The organism is Mesorhizobium sp. B2-4-18, assembly GCF_006441385.1.
In the GTDB taxonomy this organism is placed as follows: domain Bacteria; phylum Pseudomonadota; class Alphaproteobacteria; order Rhizobiales; family Rhizobiaceae; genus Mesorhizobium; species Mesorhizobium australicum.
Genome location: NZ_VFUW01000005.1, coordinates 417,484 through 435,630, shown reverse-complemented (window position 1 = coordinate 435,630; position 18,147 = coordinate 417,484). Strand labels below are relative to the sequence as shown.

20 protein-coding genes are annotated in these 18,147 nt (G+C 61.3%); 8 read left to right on the top strand and 12 right to left on the bottom strand.

Annotation, left to right across the window (positions count from 1 at the left end; genetic code table 11):
• Window positions 1-3: 3 nt before the first annotated feature.
• Window positions 4-705, bottom strand: coding sequence for a GntR family transcriptional regulator (locus FJ527_RS15420; protein WP_140823517.1), 702 nt, complete (start codon window positions 703-705; stop codon window positions 4-6).
• Between the two features lie 155 nt (window positions 706-860).
• On the opposite strand from FJ527_RS15420, the gene FJ527_RS15415 reads away from it, so the two are divergent.
• The 4 genes from FJ527_RS15415 (at window position 861) to FJ527_RS15400 (ending at window position 5,038) form a co-directional block, all read left to right on the top strand.
• Window positions 861-2,087 carry an iron-containing alcohol dehydrogenase gene (locus tag FJ527_RS15415; RefSeq protein WP_140823516.1) on the top strand — a complete coding sequence of 409 codons (1,227 nt, stop codon included), beginning with the start codon at window positions 861-863 and terminating at the stop codon, window positions 2,085-2,087.
• Window positions 2,088-2,104: 17 nt separating this feature from the next.
• A complete protein-coding gene (locus FJ527_RS15410) occupies window positions 2,105-3,592 on the top strand; it encodes an NAD-dependent succinate-semialdehyde dehydrogenase (RefSeq protein ID WP_140823515.1) in 1,488 nt (495 codons plus the stop codon).
• 9 nt (window positions 3,593-3,601) lie between these two features.
• The gene (locus FJ527_RS15405) at window positions 3,602-4,417 is read left to right on the top strand and encodes an alpha/beta hydrolase (protein WP_140823514.1); all 816 of its coding nucleotides are present in this window, start codon (window positions 3,602-3,604) and stop codon (window positions 4,415-4,417) included.
• An 84-nt stretch (window positions 4,418-4,501) separates the two neighbouring features.
• Window positions 4,502-5,038: a hypothetical protein gene (locus FJ527_RS15400; protein WP_140665641.1), complete on the top strand. Its 537-nt coding sequence runs from the start codon at window positions 4,502-4,504 to the stop codon at window positions 5,036-5,038.
• Between the two features lie 37 nt (window positions 5,039-5,075).
• Here the strand turns inward: FJ527_RS15400 and FJ527_RS15395 are convergent, their stop codons facing one another.
• From FJ527_RS15395 to FJ527_RS15345, 11 genes are all read right to left on the bottom strand, one after another.
• Window positions 5,076-5,639 (bottom strand): hypothetical protein, encoded by a 564-nt coding sequence (locus tag FJ527_RS15395; protein ID WP_140823513.1) that lies wholly within the window; start codon window positions 5,637-5,639, stop codon window positions 5,076-5,078.
• Window positions 5,636-6,208, bottom strand: coding sequence for a L,D-transpeptidase (locus tag FJ527_RS15390; protein WP_140823512.1), 573 nt, complete (start codon window positions 6,206-6,208; stop codon window positions 5,636-5,638). Before FJ527_RS15390 ends, FJ527_RS15395 begins: the two co-directional genes overlap by 4 nt.
• Window positions 6,195-7,358 (bottom strand): AAA family ATPase, encoded by a 1,164-nt coding sequence (locus tag FJ527_RS15385; protein ID WP_140823511.1) that lies wholly within the window; start codon window positions 7,356-7,358, stop codon window positions 6,195-6,197. The genes FJ527_RS15390 and FJ527_RS15385 overlap by 14 nt, the downstream gene beginning before the upstream one ends.
• On the bottom strand, window positions 7,355-7,990 hold the full coding sequence (locus FJ527_RS15380) for a TadE/TadG family type IV pilus assembly protein (protein ID WP_140823510.1): 636 nt from the start codon (window positions 7,988-7,990) through the stop codon (window positions 7,355-7,357). The genes FJ527_RS15385 and FJ527_RS15380 overlap by 4 nt, the downstream gene beginning before the upstream one ends.
• Window positions 7,991-7,992: 2 nt before the next feature.
• Window positions 7,993-8,514, bottom strand: a complete 522-nt coding sequence (locus tag FJ527_RS15375; protein WP_224582593.1) for a TadE/TadG family type IV pilus assembly protein — start codon at window positions 8,512-8,514, stop codon at window positions 7,993-7,995.
• Between the two features lie 5 nt (window positions 8,515-8,519).
• Window positions 8,520-10,046, bottom strand: a complete 1,527-nt coding sequence (locus FJ527_RS15370; RefSeq protein WP_140665654.1) for a pilus assembly protein TadG-related protein — start codon at window positions 10,044-10,046, stop codon at window positions 8,520-8,522.
• Between the two features lie 77 nt (window positions 10,047-10,123).
• The gene (locus FJ527_RS15365; protein ID WP_246677721.1) at window positions 10,124-10,405 is read right to left on the bottom strand and encodes a hypothetical protein; all 282 of its coding nucleotides are present in this window, start codon (window positions 10,403-10,405) and stop codon (window positions 10,124-10,126) included.
• Window positions 10,406-10,409: 4 nt separating this feature from the next.
• A complete protein-coding gene (locus tag FJ527_RS15360) occupies window positions 10,410-11,840 on the bottom strand; it encodes a type II and III secretion system protein family protein (RefSeq protein WP_224582595.1) in 1,431 nt (476 codons plus the stop codon).
• Between the two features lie 61 nt (window positions 11,841-11,901).
• On the bottom strand, window positions 11,902-12,987 hold the full coding sequence (cpaB, locus tag FJ527_RS15355) for a Flp pilus assembly protein CpaB (protein ID WP_140823545.1): 1,086 nt from the start codon (window positions 12,985-12,987) through the stop codon (window positions 11,902-11,904).
• A gap of 97 nt (window positions 12,988-13,084) precedes the next feature.
• Window positions 13,085-13,267 carry a Flp family type IVb pilin gene (locus FJ527_RS15350; protein WP_140823508.1) on the bottom strand — a complete coding sequence of 61 codons (183 nt, stop codon included), beginning with the start codon at window positions 13,265-13,267 and terminating at the stop codon, window positions 13,085-13,087.
• A gap of 220 nt (window positions 13,268-13,487) precedes the next feature.
• Window positions 13,488-13,670 carry a Flp family type IVb pilin gene (locus tag FJ527_RS15345; RefSeq protein ID WP_140823507.1) on the bottom strand — a complete coding sequence of 61 codons (183 nt, stop codon included), beginning with the start codon at window positions 13,668-13,670 and terminating at the stop codon, window positions 13,488-13,490.
• A 541-nt stretch (window positions 13,671-14,211) separates the two neighbouring features.
• Here FJ527_RS15345 and FJ527_RS15340 point away from each other — a divergent pair.
• From FJ527_RS15340 to FJ527_RS15325, 4 genes are read left to right on the top strand one after another with little or no spacing between them, the layout of a single operon-like run.
• Window positions 14,212-15,597: a CpaF family protein gene (locus tag FJ527_RS15340; protein WP_140823506.1), complete on the top strand. Its 1,386-nt coding sequence runs from the start codon at window positions 14,212-14,214 to the stop codon at window positions 15,595-15,597.
• Window positions 15,597-16,568, top strand: coding sequence for a type II secretion system F family protein (locus FJ527_RS15335; protein ID WP_140823505.1), 972 nt, complete (start codon window positions 15,597-15,599; stop codon window positions 16,566-16,568). The genes FJ527_RS15340 and FJ527_RS15335 overlap by 1 nt, the downstream gene beginning before the upstream one ends.
• Window positions 16,569-16,576: 8 nt before the next feature.
• On the top strand, window positions 16,577-17,533 hold the full coding sequence (locus tag FJ527_RS15330) for a type II secretion system F family protein (protein WP_140823504.1): 957 nt from the start codon (window positions 16,577-16,579) through the stop codon (window positions 17,531-17,533).
• A 55-nt stretch (window positions 17,534-17,588) separates the two neighbouring features.
• Window positions 17,589-18,146 carry a tetratricopeptide repeat protein gene (locus tag FJ527_RS15325; protein ID WP_140665676.1) on the top strand — a complete coding sequence of 186 codons (558 nt, stop codon included), beginning with the start codon at window positions 17,589-17,591 and terminating at the stop codon, window positions 18,144-18,146.
• The last annotated feature ends 1 nt before the right edge of the window (window position 18,147 follow it).

Below are 18,147 nucleotides of genomic sequence, written 5' to 3'. Positions count from 1 at the left end.
GCCTCAATCGAAGGCCGGCAGCAGGCGATCGCGCGAGTGCTCGATGTGGGCGCGCATTGCTTTCGCGGCGGCATCCGGATCGGCAGAGCCGAACGCGGCGAGGATCGCCTCATGCTCGTCCAGCGCCTCCTCGGTCACGCGGGAATGGTACATCAGGCGGAAAATGTGGAAGTGGGTGTGTTGAAAACCCAGCGTCTCGCGGATGAGCTCGTTTTCGGCGTATTCCATGATCTTGTCGTGGAAGATCGCGTCCTGCCTGGCGAAGTTCGAATAACGCAGGCGCTCGTCCTTGCCCTCGCGGCGCGACATCACGCCTGCGGCCTCCAGCAGCGTGCCGAGTTTGGCTTCGTCCATCGTGGCAGCGGCTTTCGCCGCGCCGTGCGGTTCGAGCAGGAGACGCATTTCGTACAATTCGTCGAAACGACGCCGCGTGATCTGCGGCGCGGCGCGATATCCGATCAGGTGCGTCTTCAGAACCAGTCCTTCGCCTTCGAGACGCCCCAGCGCCTCGCGGATCGGCGTATGGGAAACGTCGAACTCCTTGACCAGATTGTCGACGGTGATGCGCGAACCGGGCGCGATCTTCAGCGACATCAGCTGCGCGAAGATGGCCTCGTAGACGTCCTCGGCCAGGCTGCCGGCCCGCTGAATGCGGCCCGCTCCCGTGGGCGTTTCACCATTATTGCTCAAACTGACAGGTTGCATTTTTCGCCTCTCGACAGGGCAGACTGCTAACACGAGGGTTTGACCGATGCAATACTATATCCTATACGATTTTGTCGGCGCCGCTCAGTTGAGGATTTTTCAGTGCGGATTTTTGCAATGCGTTTCTCCGAAACTCCCCAAGGATGCAGCCTGTCATGAGCCTTCTCACAGCCCTCCGGCTCCCACGCGAAATTCTGTTCGGGAAGGGACAGCGTCATGCGCTGCCGACCGTGGCCAGCCGCCACGGCCGCCGCGCCCTGGTCTGCACCGACGAACGTTTCGCCGGCACCGGCGTGTTCGCCGAAATGATGGAATCCCTGCGGTCGGCATCAATCGACGTGCTGGTTCACGACGGTGTCCTCCCGGACGTGCCGCGCGATTCGGTGGCGGTCTGCGTCGAGGAAGCGAGGGGCTTCCGGCCAGATATGGTGATCGGCATCGGCGGCGGCAGCTGTCTCGATTTCGCCAAATGTGCCGCCTTGCTGATCAGCCACGGCGGCGAGCTACGGGACTACTACGGCGAGTTCAAGGTCCCGGGGCCGATGCTGCCGCTGATCGCCGTGCCGACCACGGCTGGCACAGGATCGGAGGTGACGCCCGTCGCCGTGATATCGGATCCGGACCGGACGCTCAAAGTCGGCATATCGAGCCCCTATCTTATCGCTGCCGTTGCCGTCTGCGACCCCGAACTGACAATGACTTGTCCGCCGGGCCTGACCGCGGTTGCCGGTGCCGACGCGCTCACGCATGCGATCGAGGCCTTCACGGCCATGCGCCGGGACGGGGACTTCAGCCTGCCGCAGCGCCACGTGTTCATCGGCAAGACGCCGCTGACCGACCATTTCGCGCTGCTGGCCGTCAAACTTCTCGGCCGCAGCCTGGAGAAGGCGTGCATTGACGGCGGCGACGCCGAGGCGCGCTCCGACGTGATGATGGGAGCGCTGGCTGCGGGTTGCGCGTTCGGCACCGCCGGCACGGCGGCAGCGCACGCGGTGCAATACCCGGCCGGCGCGCTCACACATACGCCGCATGGGCTGGGAGTGGCGACAATGATGCCTTACGTCATGAGCTACAACAGCCGCGTGGCCGCGGCTGAGATCGCCGAGATAGGGATTGCTCTTGGCCTGGAGCCGAACGGTCGTGGCGTCGACGAAATGGCGGACGCGACCATCGAGGAGATCAGGCGCTTATTTGCGGCGATCGGCATCACCCCGACGCTGGCCGGTCTGGGGCTTCCGGCCGACAAGCTCGACTGGACCGCCGAGCAGGCGCTCGGCATCGATCGCCTGATCAAGAACAACCCGCGCCCATTCGACCTTGCCGCCATGCGCCGCCTTGTCCAGGCGGCCTATGACGGCGATCTCACCGCCTGCGCCATGTGAACGTCAGGAACAAGACGATGAACCTTCCCTACAATGCCTTCCCTCTCGATCAGGATCCGTACGACGTTCGGGGCTTTCCGCACCGGCTCTATATTGGCGGACAATGGCTGCCGTCGTCCGACGGCGGGCTCATCGAGGTCACCGATCCATCCTCCGGCGCGGTGATCGCGGCGGTCCCCGATGCGACCCTGGAGGATGCCGCCGCCGCGGTCGAGGCGGCGGCCAAGGCGGCCAAGGGGTGGCGCGAGACAGCGCCGCGCAAGCGCTCGGAGATTCTCAGGCGCTGTTTCGAGCTGATGGTCGAGCGGTCGGAGACGCTTGCCATGCTGATCTCGCTGGAGAACGGCAAGGCCCTGCGCGACGCGCGCGGCGAGGTCGCCTATGCAGCTGAATTCTTCCGCTGGAACGCCGAGGAAGCGGTTCGTATCACCGGCGAGTTCGGCACCGCTCCATCCGGGACCAACCGCATCGTCGTCGACTACCAGCCGATCGGCATCTGCGTCCTCATCACGCCGTGGAATTTCCCCGCCGCGATGGCGACGCGCAAGATCGCACCGGCACTGGCGGCAGGCTGTACGGTCATTCTGAAACCGGCCAGCGAGACGCCGCTGACCGCCTATGCGCTGGCCGCGCTTTACAGCGAAGCCGGCGTACCGGACGGTGTCGTGAACGTGCTGACGACGTCGACACCCGGCCCCCTGACGTCGGCCATGCTGGCCGATCCGCGCGTCAGGAAGCTCTCCTTCACCGGTTCGACCGGGATCGGCCGGGCCTTGCTCGCCGAGGCCGCCAAGCGTGTGATTTCCTGTTCCATGGAGCTTGGCGGCAATGCACCCTTCATCGTCTTCGACGATGCCGATCTCGATGCTGCCCTCGACGGCGCCATGATCGCCAAAATGCGCAATGCCGGCGAAGCCTGTACGGCGGCCAACCGCATCTACGTCCAGTCCGGCATCCACGATGCGTTCGCCGACGGCCTTGCGCAGCGCATGGCTGCGCTCAAGATCGGCGCCGGCACCAAGGCGGACACCGAATGTGGACCCATGATCACCAAGAAGGCGGTCGACAAGATCGACCGGCTGGTCAAGGACGCGGTCAACCGTGGTGCCAAGGTGCTGTGCGGCGGCTCGGTGCCTGAAGGGGATGGCTTTTTCTATCCGCCGACCGTCTTGTCCGAAGTCTCGCCGGACGCCGACATGGCGCATGAGGAGATCTTCGGCCCGGTAGCGCCCATCACCCGCTTCGAGAGCGAGGCGCAGGCCATTCTCCACGCCAACAACACCGAATACGGCCTCGCCGCCTATCTCTACACCCGCGATGTGGCGCGCGGCATGCGGGTGGCCGCCGAGATTGAGGCCGGCATGATCGGCCTCAACCGCGGCCTGATGTCGGATCCCGCCGCGCCCTTCGGCGGAGTCAAGCAGAGCGGCCTCGGGCGGGAAGGGGGCCAGCATCACGGCATCGCCGAGTTCATGGAGGCCAAATACATCGCTGTAACCTTCTGAGCGGACGCCATGTCGAAAGATCCTTTTCGCACCCGCGACCACGTTGCCGATTTCGATGACATCGTGGCCGACATCGTCGCACGCAGTGCCGCGACGCGGACTTCGCTGCCGATGCTGGCGGATATCGCCTATGGTCCGCACGAGGCCGAACGCCTCGACCTGTTCTTTCCGGAGGGGCCGCGCAGGGACCTCCCGGTGCACATCTTCATCCATGGCGGCTATTGGCGCATGTTCGCCAAAAGCGACTATTCCTACATCGCCGAAACGGTGACGAGCGCCGGGGCAATCGCGGTCGTGATCGACTATGCGCTGATGCCCGCCGTCAGGATGGCGGCAATCGTCGACCAGGTCCGGCGCGCGAGGCAATGGGTGCTGGATAATATCGCCAGCCATGGCGGCGATCCTGGTCGCCTAAGCGTCAGTGGCCATTCCGCCGGGGCGCATCTGGCGACCTTTTTGTTCGACGAGGGGTCGGCACATCCACCGTCGGCGGCACTTCTGCTCGGCGGGCTTTACGATTTGAAGCCCCTCCAGCAATCCTTCCTTGAGCCCTTGATAGGCCTGACCGACACGGAAGTCGGGGCGTATTCGCCGATGGGCAAATCCCACTCGTCGCGGACAAAGGTCACGCTGCTGGTCGGCGAGCGGGAAACCGAACCGTTTCACCTGCAGGCCAAATTGTTTGCCGATCGCCTGACGGAGCAGCGCCTGACGGCTTCGATCGGCATCGTCGAGGGGCGCAATCACATGGACAGCGTCCGGGATTTGGGTGTCAGGCATACAAAAGCGGGCACTTGGCTGTACGACCTGATCCGAGCCGCTTGATCGATCCTGTCTCAGCCGAACCTTTCCCCGTTAAGCCTTGCGCAACTCATGGCGCGTAATCTGCCTGCCAGATTGCGAGGCACCATGAAGCGCCAACCACTATTGCTTTTCGCCTTTCCTGCCTGTGTCCTGCTGATCCTGGCGGCGGAGCGAATGGCCACGCTCCTGCTCGGAACCTACCCCGCAAGCCCCGATATGTGGAAGATCTGGCTCGCTTTGCATCCCTCGTCGGGCATGGTCTGGCAGCAGGTCGATGTCTATCTGGGAGGGTCGATGGTCCTGGATTTCGCTCTGCTGGGCGCGGCCCTGGTGGTCTGCTGGATGGCAAGCCGGGCCAGAAGGTCGGCCGCATTCTTTCTTGCCAACCACGGCATCTTGGTCCTCGCGGCGTCGATGATTTTCATTGGTGGCCGTTCGCAGACCGCCAGCACCATTGCCGCGTTCACGGCGCCGAGTGGCTTTCGGTTCTCGCTGATGATGGACTTCACCTGGCTGAACTGCCTGCTGGCGGTCATCGGGGTCACCGCCTGCGCCTATTGCCACCTTGCCTATATCCGTGAACTCGGCATGCGCGTTGAATCGCGGCGCGTCCGGATCATGGCACTGCAGCGGGATTTCTAGACCAGCGCAGCGCTACGGGCCGCGCGCAGGTCCCGTCCTAGTTTATCTTGTGATAGGTGACCTTGCCTTCCGGCGATACGCTCCGCTGGTAGTTGGAGCTCGGCGCGGGAGGCGCTGCCGGTGCCGACCGCCTTCGCGTTACCCGCGGCATATCCCCGATGGCAGGCTCCGCGTCGGCGGCGCTGGCGACCGCCGCCATGTCTTCGGCGGGCGAGGGGAGTTCGACCACGCGCGGCTCCTCGCCACCGTGATTTCCCGACATCTCCGGTGGCTGCCGGGCGATGTTGGCGTTGACCTCGCCGAAGCTCGCCCGCAGCCGGTCGTCCAGCGCCTCGAACCGGCTTTGAAATCCATTGTTGACGGTGTCGAGCCGCGCGCTCATGCGCTGCTCGAACTGGCCGAGGTCCTCCAGTCGCGCCTCGATCGCGCGCAGATCGTTAATGCCGCGGTAGAGATAGACGGCCGCGGTGGCGTTCAGCAGGGCAAACAGCGCCAGGCCGACAGAGACGGCAAAAGCGAGCCTGGACCGGCTCTTCTCCCTGTCGAGCAATAGCGGTTCGACCGCTATCACAAGGTCGTCGGGATCGCTGATCGTCGTCATTGGACCACCACCTTGGTGCCGACAGGCACGCGCCTGAAAAGATCGATGACATCGGTATTGGTCAGGCGAAAACAGCCCGACGTGCCGTCGAAACCCACGCCCGAAGGGTCGTTGGTGCCATGGATGCGATAGAGCGTGTCGCGGCCGTCCCGAAGCAGATAGAGCGCCCTTGCGCCGAGCGGATTGTACGGCCCCGAGGGCACCATGTCAGGCAGTTCCGGCTGGCGGGCGCGCATTTCCCTGGGCGGCCGCCACGCCGGCCACTCGGTCTTGGCTCCCACCTGGACCGTACCCGTCCAGCCGAAGCCGTCGCGTCCGACACTGATCCGGTAGCGCAGGGCCTCGCCCTTGCCGGTCACCAGATAGAGTGCTTTTTCCTGCTTGCGGATGATGATGGTCCCGGTCTTCTCCTGGGTGGAAAACGCCACAGTCTTGCGCAGGCTGGGGCCCATGGCCGGCAGAGGCGGGCGGCTGTCCGCCAACGCGATCTGTCCGGGCGCTGGCGTCAGCGCCAGGCCAAGCAGGCAGGCGGCTGTCAGCCGCAGGCGGTGGCCGCTAGCGGGCCGCATCGTCGAGTCGCTCGCGGAACATCTTCTTCAGGTCCTTGTTGAAGCGCGCCCGCCCATCCACTTCGGACGGCAGCATGGCGCGGTTCAGCGCGTCGGCCAGCAGGGCGTTGTCGAGGCCGACCGACTTGATGTGCGGCGCCTTGAAGATCTTCTCCAGCTCGCTGCGCGAGAAGTGGTTGCCGAACCATTTGCGCTTGTGCTTGTTGGCCACCAGCGTGATTGAGACGGCATTGCCGCGCAGCTCGCGGATCTTCTTGTAGAGCCGTTTGCCTTGCCGCAGCGAAGCGACATTGAGTTCGAAGACGATGAAGATCTCGTCGCTCGTCGACAGCACGGAATTGTGCCAGGGCGTTTCGATGTTCGGCAGGTCGATGACGATGTCGTCGAAACGGTAGGCGACGAGGTCGAGCAGCCGGAAGACGAAATCGGCGCCCTGCGGCTCGAACGGCAGCTGCGGCCGCTCGAACGCATAGAGCGTCAGGCCGGAAGGCCGCGACAGCTTGATGACATCCATCAGTTCGACGTCGAGCCGTTCAGGCTGGCCGATGATGCCGGCGAGGTCGAACTGGTTGAACAGGTTGAGATAGGCGCCGCAATTGGCGCTCTGGAAGTCGAGGTCGACCAGGCAGGTCGAGGCCGCGCGCTCGGTCGATTTCGAGGCCAGGAACTCGGCCGCCGACAGCGCCAGCGTCGTGGCGCCGGCGCCGCCGCTGGCGCCGATGAAGGTGATGATGCGGCTCTTGGCGCCCTGGTTGCCGCTGTCGTGGAAGGTCACGGCGTTGAGCAGTTCCTTGCCGTCGAGCGGCTTGTGCAGCCAGTCCGAGGCATTCATGCGCACCAGGACGCGTGTCTGCTCCGATGTCAATTCGTCCGAAACCGCGATCAGCGGCACACCAGCCCACAGCGCGCGCCCCTCGACAATGCCTGGCTTGCCAAGCAATTCGCCATTGCCGAGATCGAGGATGACGATGCCCGGGCGCGTGTCGGCCGGCGGCCCCTTGAGGAAGTCGCCCGTCTCGGCAACCCGCACATCATAGATCGCCAGCGCATCGAGCCGCGTCGCCACATCGCGCTTGAAATTCGGATCCGAGGAAAACAGCGCAACCTGCTTTCGCTTGGTGGGGGTAACCTTAGTGCTGATGGCATTCATGGCCAGGTGCTCTTGATGTCTTCGCCCGTAACCGTGCTCAGCATGGAGGGCATGTTGATGTTGGCGAAACCCATCAGTCCTTGGAGGAAGAAGAACTGGAAAGTCCTGTTTTGCAGGCTGACGGCGATTGTCGGCACCGGCCCTCCAAGCCGGGTCTGATATCCAAGGCCGCTGGCCCTGTAGGTGATGACGACGTTGCTGCGCAGCAGGCCCGGGAAGAAGTGGCACATTCCAGCCCGCTGGTTTGCAGCCAGATCGGGGCAGGCGTCGTCATTGGTGTTTGCGGTGTCGCCACGAAAGATGCGGCTGAAATTGGCGGCGCTGAAGCCGCCGCTATTGCTGCAGGCGCCCGTGCCGGCGGTGTAGGTGCAGACGAAAGGTCCATAGGCGTCGGCGATAATCGGGGCGCCGGGAGACGAGATCGGGCCCGCGGTCGCGAGGTTGGTTGCCACCGCATCCGATATCGAAGCCAGCCGGGCGCCGACCTGAACGGCCTTGGTTGCTGCGTTCCATTGGTAGAACGCGTAGCCGAAATCGACGAAGCCCAGGACAAGTGAGAACAGCAGCGTCGATACAATGGTCATTTCCACCATCGCCGCGCCGTCTTCTGACTTTGTGAAACTCTGGATCATGGTCAAAACCGGATCAACCGCTCGTCATGGGAGCCTTGCAGCGTTATCGGACCGACACCGATGAATGCCAGCATCCCGACACCGGTGTATGGGTAGGTGCCGGACGCGCGCACGGTGCAGACTTGTGCCGTGGTGGAGCGATATTGGGTAACGCCGGCCACCACGGTGTCCTGGCACCCATAGTTCGTGGTCACGGTGACATTCGAGGTCTGCCAGCCGGCGACACGTGCGGGCGCCGTCCCTGTCGGGTTGCCGAACACCGCTATATTCGCGGCAATCGTCGCACAGTTGATGGCTGCCAGCCCGGAGTCGGTATACAATTGACTGTTGCAACGCGCGGCATAGCGGGCGGCGTCGGTAAGGCCGGCCTCCATTAGCAACTTGTCATGGATCAGATTGCCGAACTCGAACACCCCGGCCGACAAGATCAGCATCAGTGGCGTGATCAGTGTCATCTCAACAAGCACCGCGCCACGTTGGTCGTGCCTAAATCGATCGAGATATCGAGACAGCATCGCGAACATGGTGGTCACCGGTAGAGCTGCGCTTCATCGCGCAGGTAGTTGTCGAGCGTGCCATTGCCGCCTTTTCCGGTGATGTCGACCAACTCAACGTAAATATTCTTACCGTCCTTGATCGGTTCGGTGATGAAGAAGCTGCCGAATCTCCTCACCGGAATACCCGTCTGGCGGCCGCTGAAATTCGTACCCGAAGCCTGCAACGCATTGCAGTCCAGGATTGCGCCGTAAAGCAGCCGGCGGTCGGGCGTAGAGATAGGGGTGCGGGCTTCTGCGGGCGGTGTGCCTCTTTCACCTCCAACCGCGGCATCGCCGGCAATACTGTCATCGGTGAGAGGGTTGCCGTCGGGATCGTTCTCATAACGATAGACCTCATACCGCGTCGGCAGGTTGGCACCGGTTCCCGACAGAGCAGCAGGCACAGCACGTGTGGGATGATTGGCGGCCCAGTAACGCGCGAAATTCCAATCTCCGGCGCCCATGCGACCGCCCATCAAGGTGCAGTTGCCGGCGATCTGGCACGAGTCACGTTCAAGGCCGACCCCCTTTGTCGGGTCCGTTTCATAGGTGACCTTGTTGCTCTTGACGTACTGGTCCCAGTTTGTGGCACCCTTGCGCACATTGGTCGCAGGACCATCCGAGTAGCTTGACGAATCGATGCCGAAACGCGAGTTGATACCGTTCTCGACAGGGCCAGCGTTCTGTCCCGGCTCCGTATCGACGCCGTCGCGCGAATAACAATTCTGCGGCTTGGAATCGGCGAGCATCTTTTCGAGCTGATTGGCGCCGTTGCCAAATGGCGAAGCCAGGAAAGCGAAGTTGCCGGGAAAATAGGATCCGTCTCCGCGCAGCATGATTTGGCGGCGACGATATTGCCTGGTTTGTGCCGCCTGCTCAAGCGTGACGCCGCCGGTGATGGTTGTGTCCTCATACGGGTTGCACATGAAAACGGGCGTGTAATCGCAGACGCCCGACGTGAACCCTGCCGTCGCACGGGCAGCAACGTTGAAGCTGTTGCTGGCCGAATTGCTCGTCAGAAACGACGCCGGGAATATTGCCGCGAAGCCGGTCGGAGCCACCCTCACTTCGATGAATGCGGTTTCATCTTCGCCGATGGATTGCGTTGCATTGGCATAGTTCGCGCTGGTGACCGGCGCTCCGTCAGACGCGGGCAAGGTTTTGAGGAAACACCACGAAATGTTGGCGGCGCTGTTGCATTGTGCGGTGCCGCCCGGCTCCCCGGACTTCAAGGTGAACCGGCCGGTAGCGCCAACGGTCGAGAAAGTAGCATCGTTGGCGACCAGTTTCGCCATGGCGCGTTCGGCTCTGGCCCATGAACCGGGCAAGCCATCAAGCTCGGCGGCGCCAGCCAACGCAAATGCGTCCGCTGCCTTCTGCAGATCGTTGTGCAGATTGTTGACCCGGCTCATATCGATTGCCAGCAGCGAAAATCCGATGATCGCCGGCAGCGTAACGCTGACGAGGATCAGCGCTATTCCCCTCTGATCGTGCCAGAAGGCGCGAATGGTCCGCAACATGGCCTTACTCTTTGCTCCCCTGACGCCAGGTTTCCTCGTACAGCCTGGCGCACTGAAACCGCATCCTTCTATTCAGTTCACTGCGTCGTAGTCGTCACACCCGACCCGCCGACATTGACTGTGATGGCCGGCGGCGGCGGCGGCGGCGGCGGATATTTGTAGTTGTTGGCGAGAGCTGCAGCGCGCGTGCCGTCGCCTTCGATATGCGTATTCCGCGAGGCTGGATTGAGCGGATCGACCGTCTGCAGCATCGAGTTGTATTTCTGCGTGTCGCCGGCGGCCAGCGTCACCGAATCATAGTGATTCAGATAGTCCGCGGCGCAGCCCGTCAGCAGGCCGGTGCACAGAGTGAGGACCAAAGCGCTATTTCTTGACATAGAGCATCTTGTCCTTCGATTTAAAGTTGAGCATGTGGCCATAGGGGCCGGTGACGCCGTCGCCCGTTTCATATTTCCGGATCATGTCCTTGTTCACTTCGAGCTGGCCGAGCACGAAGAATTCCGGATCGTTGGCGGGCCGTGTCTTGTCAAACGGCGTCTCGAGCTGCTCACCCGGCTTCACCGGCCGCACGATGTGCGGCGTGACGATGACCACCAGCTCGGTCTCTTCCTTCTGGTTGCTCGAATTGCGAAACAGCGTTCCGATCACCGGCACCTGGCCAAGCCATGGCACCTGATTCTGCAGCTTGGTGGTCTTGGTGGACAGAAGTCCGCCGACCGCGAAACTCTGGCCGTCGCGCAACTCGACGACGGTCGACAGTTTGCGGTTGGTGAAGATCGGGTCGCCGGCGGTAGTGAAGCCGGTCAGGTCGCTGACCTCCGGCGCCAGGTTCATGTGGATCTTGCCCTCGTCGAGTACGACCGGCGTGAACACCAGATTGACGCCGAACTGCTTGTACACGATGCTAATTTCGTCATTTTTGTCGAGCGTGCGAATAGGGACTTCGCCACCGGCGTTGAAGCTGGCTTGCTCGCCGGAAAGCGTGGTGAGATTGGGGTTGGCGAGCATGCGCACCGCGCCCTTGGCTTCAAGCGCCTCGATGTACAAATCGACTTTGATGTTGCTGTCGACAACGCGAGTGAGCAGTGCTCCGAAGGGCGTGGAGGTGGACAACAGGTCGCTGAGAAAACCTCCGGTGCCGAGCACCACCTTATCTTTGTCGACGGCGGTAATCCCGGTTCCAACTAGAGTTGTGCCGTCGCCGTTGGAGCTCCTGATCGAGACGCCAAGATCCCGGCCCGCGTTGCGCTTGGCTTCCAGCACGCGTACTTCAAGATTGACCTGCTGGCTGTCATCAACCGACACGGAATTGATGATATCGTCGGGACCATATTGCTTTGCAACTTCCAGGATGGCCGCCAGCGTCGCGCCGTCCTTGACATGACCGCCAAGCCTGACTCGACCGTTGACCGATCCGACTTCGATGCGCGACCTTGGCGCCACCTGACGGATCGCTTGCGCCATGTCGCTGACGTCGACGCCGACCTCGATCTGGATGACGCCGAGCGAACGTTTGTCGGTGGAGAACAGATTGACCGTGGTGGTGCCTGCGCTCTTGCCGATGACATAGAGCGTGCGGTCGGTCATCGGCTGGGCATCGGCGATCTTTTGGTCGCCGACGACGATATCGCCGAGGGTGGCATTCACCTGGATTGTCACCGATTGCGATGCCGGCAGGAAAACACGGTGGACACTCGGATTGGACACGTCGATAAAGCGGTCCGCCGCCTGCGTTGCGGATGCCGCGAGCACGCCCAATATGACCAGTAGGGCGCCCGCCAATCTCTCCAACATTCCAACCATTCCCTCACCTCGTTGCCCGCATCGGGCAGTCCCCACCTGGTCGAGCCGATTGTTATTGCTGTCTCGGCACGTCATATGATTCGAGCACCACACCCCGATACACGCCGACCGTGGCGCGCACCGGTGGTGGTGGCGGCTCCGCCGGTACATATTTGACCACTTCCTTCACGACCTCGTGCGCCGCCGGGGCCGACACCATGACGGGAGCCGGCTTCACCTTGCTCAACTGATCGAGCTGGCTTCCCACTCGGTCCACGGCCTCGGCCAACCCGGTGATCTTGGCGTCCGCGCGCTTGCGCTCATCCTCCGCGCGCTGACGTTCGGCAGCGGCTGTGGCATCGGCTGCAGCCTGCTTGGCCAGTTCAGCCTGCTTTTTGGCGACGTCGGCCGGCGTCTCGCCGGTCAGATCGGAAAGCGTCACGCGCTCGGTCGTCTCGCCCTTGCTGGCGGCGGCCTGGCGAAGCGCGAGCGACAACTGGCCCGCGCCAGCCGCCAGGGTCAACTTCTGTGCATCCTTGGTGCTGGCCTCGAGCGTAACCGATTTGACGACCGTCGGGCTGTCCTTGCTTTCGTCGGCCACCTGGTCGACCGCGAGCACCTTCATGCCTTGCAGCAGCACATCGACAAAACTCTGGTCCGCGCCTTCTTGGCTGCGCACCGTTCGCGTCAGCAAAACATCGACCCTGTCGCCAGGGAAGACGAAGCCGGCGACACCAAGCACGTCGTTCACGCGAATGGACACGGCCTTCATGCCCTCGCCAAGCACCGCCGAAAGCGTGGCGCGCTGGCCCGGGCCGGTAATCTTGCTTGCAAGGACGGGTTCGTTGACGCCGATCGCCTGCAACGCCTGCTTGGGGCCTCCGCCAGTGGGGACGTCCTTGGTCAGGAGGTCTTCCATTGTCTTGAAAGCGCCCGCCGGAACCGCGCCTGCCGGCCAAGCGACTTCGCGCAATTTGTCGGCGGATAGCGTGTCGCCAAACTTCAGTGCCACCGCGGCCACTACCACCGTATCGCGCTGCACATCATTCGTCTGCGCAATCGCGTTGCGCTGGTTGGCCAGCCATATATTGGCGAGCACAACGGCAAGCACGCCGAACACGCCTGCGAGAACGATCATGATGATGGTATTTGCGCGCATAACCCCAACCCATTCAATCGACGACGTGCCCAAAAGGTCGCCTGCCTCTGTTGAAAAGAGGCGGCCAAGCATTTTCGCCCGGCCTGCCAGAGTACTGCTACGAAGCAGCAGCAAGCGTAGTGTTAAGTGTGCCCCACTGGCCGCTCACCCATGTGCCGACCAGAACCACGGTCGCTATCACAGCCACTGTGATGATGCCGAGCAACACTGTATATTCGACCATGGCAGCGCCGTTTTCGTCGTCGCGGAACTGCCGGGTCATCGTCATGAACTTCCTCATGCCAATTACTCCTTTAGAATTGAACCCGACGAGGCGAGATGAGGATGGATCCATTCAAGCATCCTCGCACCTCGAGTCGACAGCCAAAATGCCGGATACATCATCGAGAACGATCAGCTGCGTTATCCTGCCTGCCACCGAACTAAGATGCATGCCGAGGCGTCTCGACCTTCTGATAAGATCGGCTGGCCAGTCCTTTCCGGTCAGGCCAGCCGAAGAATTACGACGCTGCAGTGAGATTCGTGTTCAGTGCTGTCCACTTACCGCTGACCCAAGTGCCGACCAACACCACCGTAGCGATGACCGCTACCGTGATGATGCCCAGCAGCACCGTATATTCGACCATGGCAGCGCCGTTTTCGTCGTCGCGGAACTGCCGGGTCATCGTCATGAGCTTCTTCATGTCAATTTCTCCCTTTGGAGTTTGAACCCGACGAGACAGAGCCAAGGATGAACTCCATACCCAAGCATCCCCCGTCACCTCAATCCTAGGTCCCGGGAAAATGCGGAGTCAAACGGGATTAACGGTTCCTTAACTTCTCAATACATGAATTCTCGCGTTCAGGGCGATCCTAAATTTCAGCAAGAGCTTGATTCGTCTAATTTTTCAAGCGTCCTTAACCATTCGTTCACAATTATGCATTCAGCCTAATGAAGAAGTGGCTACTTTAGGTATACGGCATATCCCTTTATATCTAAGGGGTTATAGCCAGATATGGAGTGTATGCCGACGTCGGAGGACGCGAGGGGCACAGGAGGCTGCGAAGCTTAGTCCGCCACTCATGTTTGCCAGCGTGGGGGCCAGAAATAAAAACGATATTTTCTGGCGTCGCTTTTTAACTATGTTGAAAGTATTGGCGGCGAGTGGCCCCTCGCGCCGCTTGTGCGTCGCTTGGTTAACGTTTAGTTTCCGCTAATGTGCGACGGAGGGAGTATAAGGGATTATGTTGGGGCGGTTCATCAAGGGTGGCGAGGCGAGGACCGAGCCGAAGGCGGAGTCGGTCGCGGTCCTTCCCGTTGCCAACGGCGCCCAGCCTGCCGCCGATCTCGAACCGCATGGTGACGAGTTCCTGGCGCTGAAAGTCGATCTGCATCGACATCTTATTGATAGGTTCAACCTTGCGGCGCTCGAAAGTGCTTCGAAGGACGAGATCCTGAACGAAATTCGCCCCATCGTGCGCGAGTTCGTACGCGGTCGCAATGTACCGCTGAATGCCCGCGAACTCGATCAATTGACCAGCGATATCGCCGACGAGATGTTGGGTCTGGGCCCGATAGAGCCGCTGCTCAAGGATGATTCGATCGCCGATATCCTGATCAACACCCATAAGCGCGTTTTCATAGAGCGGCGTGGCGTCATCGAGGAGACCTCTATCCGCTTTCGTGACGAGGCGCATTTGCTGCGCGTCATCAACAAGATCGTTTCGGCTATCGGCCGTCGCGTCGATGAATCCGCGCCGATGGTCGATGCGCGGCTGGAAGATGGCTCGCGTGTCAACATTGCGGTGCGGCCGATCTCTGTCGACGGGCCGTTGGTCTCGATCCGTAAATTTTCCAAGAACCCGTATTCGCTTGAACGCCTGATGGCGTTCAACTCGATCCGTCAGCCGATGGTCGATCTGCTGCGCATCGCCGTGCAGGCGCGAAAATCGATCCTGGTTTCCGGCGGTACGGGCAGTGGCAAAACCACCTTGCTTAACGCCTTGTCGAGTTACATTCCCTCGAAAGAGCGTCTGATCACCATCGAGGATGCTGCCGAACTGCAACTGCAGCAGCCGCATGTCGGCCGGCTGGAGACGCGCCCGCCTAATGTCGAAGGCAGGGGCGAGGTTCGCCAGCGCGAGTTGCTCAAGAACGCGCTGCGCATGCGGCCGGACCGCATCATCGTCGGCGAGGTCCGCGGCGAGGAGGCCTTCGACATGCTGCAGGCGATGAATACCGGCCATGAAGGCTCGATGACCACCATCCATGCCAACACGCCGCGCGATGCGATCTCGCGGCTTGAGCAGATGGTCGGTATGGCCGGCATGCCGATGACCAATGATTCCATTCGTGCGCAGATCGCCTCGGCTATCGATATCATTGTGCAGACCCAGCGTCTCTCGGACGGGGGGAGGCGCGTCACCTCCATATCGGAGATCACCGGCATGGAAGGTAACGTTGTCCAGCTTCAGGAAATCTATCACTTCATCCGCCGCGATGTCCGGGCCGACGGCGCCATCGTCGGTGAATTTCGCGCTACCGGGGTGCGTCCGCGATTTGCCACCGAAGCCGCGGCGATGGGACACCATTTCGCGAAAGATGCTTTCAACCCGCAGGTGCCGCTCTGATGCCGACCGGTCAGACCCTTCTTTACTTCATCTATGTGCTTGCAGCGGCATCGGTAATTCTCGCCGCCGAGTCCTTCTTTCTCTCAATCGCCGGCCGGCGAGCGCGGGCAGGCATCATAAATCGACGCTTGCAGCGTCTGGGAGAAGAAAAGCCGGCCGAGCAGAGTCTGCAGGGGCTGCTGCAGGAACGCGGATTGACTGCATCGGGCGACTTCATTTTCGGCGCAGTCGCGCTCAACCGGCTTTATACGCAATCCGGCATCACCGGAAATCCGCTGGCTTTCCTGGCCGTATTCCTGCTAGCCGGCCTCGTTCTGGCGCTCCTTTTGCCGCTGCTTCTGCACTTGTCCGTCATTGTCGCCGCCATCGCCTTCTTGGTTGTCGGATTTGCTCTGCCGGTTTTCGTTCTGAAAAGTGCCAGGAACAAGCGCATCAAGAAATTCGCGGTTCAGCTTCCCGATGCACTCGACATGATCGTGCGTTCTCTGCGCGCTGGTCACCCAACTACAGTCGCGATAGGGCTCGTCGCGCGTGAAATGCCCGATCCGCTCGGAACTGAATTCGGCATCGTTTCTGACGAAATCAGCTTTGGTCTTAGTCTAGAGCAGGCTGTTCGAAAGCTGTCGGAGCGGGTCGGCTTCGAAGGCCTGCATCTGCTTTCGGTGTCGTTGTCCATCCAAGCGAAGACGGGTGGCAATCTTACCGAAATACTGTCGAACCTGTCGACGGTCTTACGCGAACGTCGGAAACTGCGGATGAAGATCAGGGCTCTGTCCGCCGAAGGCCGCATGTCCGCCTGGATAATCTCGCTGTTTCCAGTTTTGATGCTTGCCGTGCTGTCGATCGCGGCTCCCAGCTTTTACGGTGACGTCTGGGGTAATCCAATAGTCGTGCCAGTGTTCGTCATCTTCGGATCGTGGGCACTGGTGGGGGACTTCATAATGTACCGAATGGTCAACTTCGATTTCTAGCGGCGGGCATGGACGTGTTCAGCAACCTCGACAATTCGGCCACGCTGCTCTCGCTCGCTATCTTCCTGGCGGCAGTGGCCATTTTCATGTTGGCCGCCTTTGTCCTCGTCCCGGTCTTCCAGACAAGGAAACTGGTCACCCAAACGCTCCTGTCCGAGGGGGTCACCAGTCGCCGATCGCTCTATGCCCAGCAGGAACTCAACAGGATTTCCGCGCAACGGCCGGTCGATGCTTATTTCCGAGGCGTGGAAAAGGAGCGTGGCGAGCAGAATGCCCTTGAAGCGAAACTGTTCAGGGCGGGGTTCTATCAGGCAAGCGCACCGGTCATTTACACACTCTCTCGCCTAGGCGCCGTTTGTGTCGGCTTCCTTGTCTGTTATGCCGTTCTATCGCGGGTGTTGCCGCCGCAATTGCCGGGCTTGGTGGCATTCGTAGGTTCAGCCTTGATCGGGCTTGGTTGCCTGGTCATTCCCAGCATTGCCCTCGACCGCTTCGAGAGCGGGCAGAAACAGGTCTATCGGCGAGGCTTTCCCGATTTCATGGACATGATGATCACTTGCGCTGACGCCGGGATGAGTCTCGAGGCGGCCGTGGAGCGCGTCGGCGCCGAATTGGCTGGCACCCACAAATGGCTGGGCATTCAGCTCTCGATCGTGACGCTGCAGCTACGTGCAGGCAAACCGTTGCGCGAGGCACTGCGAGAACTCGCGGACCGCATCGGGCTGGAAGAGGCGCGCGCCTTGGCCGTCCTGTTTCGCCAATCGGAAGAACTGGGCACCAGTCTCACAGACGCCTTGCGCATTTATAGCGACGAGATGCGCACCCAGAGAATTATGAACGCCGAGGAGCGTGCCAACGCCTTGCCGGTCAAGATGATGATCCCGTTAGGGCTCTGCATCTTTCCAGTCGTGATGATGGTCGTCATGTTGCCCGTACTCATTCGCATGAAGGGCATTTTCTTCTGAGTAGGTATATGCTTTGGTTCTAAAAAACAGAGTCGGAGGACTCTTGGGGGATAAAATGAAAAGGCCAATGTGCCTCGCAGCCGTAGCCGCAGCCAGTCTTTTGATGGCGCTTGCCGGTTGCCAAACCAATAGTGCGGACACCACCGGGGGGGTCGCCCGCACCAACGAGCCGTCGAAGGGCGACGTGACGTCCTTTGGCGATGCCTTTGACGGGCTGAAGACGGTCAGCGATGTCGAATATTACGCCTCGGACCAGGCAGTAGGAGAAGCCACGAACCAGTTCCGCGCCGAAAATTACGGCAATGCCGGCGCCTTGTTCTTCAAGGCGACGCAACTCGCCCCTAACGATGGTGGCGCCTGGATGGGGCTGGCCGCTTCCTGCGACCGCATCCGCCGTTTCGACCTTGCTGACCGTGCCTATGCCAGGGCATTCAGGCTAGTTGGCGCGTCGCCCGAATATTACAACAATGTCGGCTATTCCTACCTGCTGCGTGGCAAGCTCCAGGACGCGCGAACGAGTTTCCTCAAAGCCTATGAACTAGCGCCAAAAGACCCGACCGTGGCCAACAATCTGAAGCTGCTGTCGTCGAGCGTGCAGAACGTCGAGCGCTAGC

Coding starts and splice junctions, on each gene's coding strand:
- FJ527_RS15420 (WP_140823517.1), bottom strand. CDS start 705: ATGCAACCTGTCAGTTTGAGCAATAATGGTGAAACGCCCACGGGAGCG.
- FJ527_RS15415 (WP_140823516.1), top strand. CDS start 861: ATGAGCCTTCTCACAGCCCTCCGGCTCCCACGCGAAATTCTGTTCGGG.
- FJ527_RS15410 (WP_140823515.1), top strand. CDS start 2,105: ATGAACCTTCCCTACAATGCCTTCCCTCTCGATCAGGATCCGTACGAC.
- FJ527_RS15405 (WP_140823514.1), top strand. CDS start 3,602: ATGTCGAAAGATCCTTTTCGCACCCGCGACCACGTTGCCGATTTCGAT.
- FJ527_RS15400 (WP_140665641.1), top strand. CDS start 4,502: ATGAAGCGCCAACCACTATTGCTTTTCGCCTTTCCTGCCTGTGTCCTG.
- FJ527_RS15395 (WP_140823513.1), bottom strand. CDS start 5,639: ATGACGACGATCAGCGATCCCGACGACCTTGTGATAGCGGTCGAACCG.
- FJ527_RS15390 (WP_140823512.1), bottom strand. CDS start 6,208: ATGCGGCCCGCTAGCGGCCACCGCCTGCGGCTGACAGCCGCCTGCCTG.
- FJ527_RS15385 (WP_140823511.1), bottom strand. CDS start 7,358: ATGAATGCCATCAGCACTAAGGTTACCCCCACCAAGCGAAAGCAGGTT.
- FJ527_RS15380 (WP_140823510.1), bottom strand. CDS start 7,990: ATGATCCAGAGTTTCACAAAGTCAGAAGACGGCGCGGCGATGGTGGAA.
- FJ527_RS15375 (WP_224582593.1), bottom strand. CDS start 8,514: ATGTTCGCGATGCTGTCTCGATATCTCGATCGATTTAGGCACGACCAA.
- FJ527_RS15370 (WP_140665654.1), bottom strand. CDS start 10,046: ATGTTGCGGACCATTCGCGCCTTCTGGCACGATCAGAGGGGAATAGCG.
- FJ527_RS15360 (WP_224582595.1), bottom strand. CDS start 11,840: ATGTTGGAGAGATTGGCGGGCGCCCTACTGGTCATATTGGGCGTGCTC.
- cpaB (WP_140823545.1), bottom strand. CDS start 12,987: ATGCGCGCAAATACCATCATCATGATCGTTCTCGCAGGCGTGTTCGGC.
- FJ527_RS15350 (WP_140823508.1), bottom strand. CDS start 13,267: ATGAGGAAGTTCATGACGATGACCCGGCAGTTCCGCGACGACGAAAAC.
- FJ527_RS15345 (WP_140823507.1), bottom strand. CDS start 13,670: ATGAAGAAGCTCATGACGATGACCCGGCAGTTCCGCGACGACGAAAAC.
- FJ527_RS15340 (WP_140823506.1), top strand. CDS start 14,212: ATGTTGGGGCGGTTCATCAAGGGTGGCGAGGCGAGGACCGAGCCGAAG.
- FJ527_RS15335 (WP_140823505.1), top strand. CDS start 15,597: ATGCCGACCGGTCAGACCCTTCTTTACTTCATCTATGTGCTTGCAGCG.
- FJ527_RS15330 (WP_140823504.1), top strand. CDS start 16,577: ATGGACGTGTTCAGCAACCTCGACAATTCGGCCACGCTGCTCTCGCTC.
- FJ527_RS15325 (WP_140665676.1), top strand. CDS start 17,589: ATGAAAAGGCCAATGTGCCTCGCAGCCGTAGCCGCAGCCAGTCTTTTG.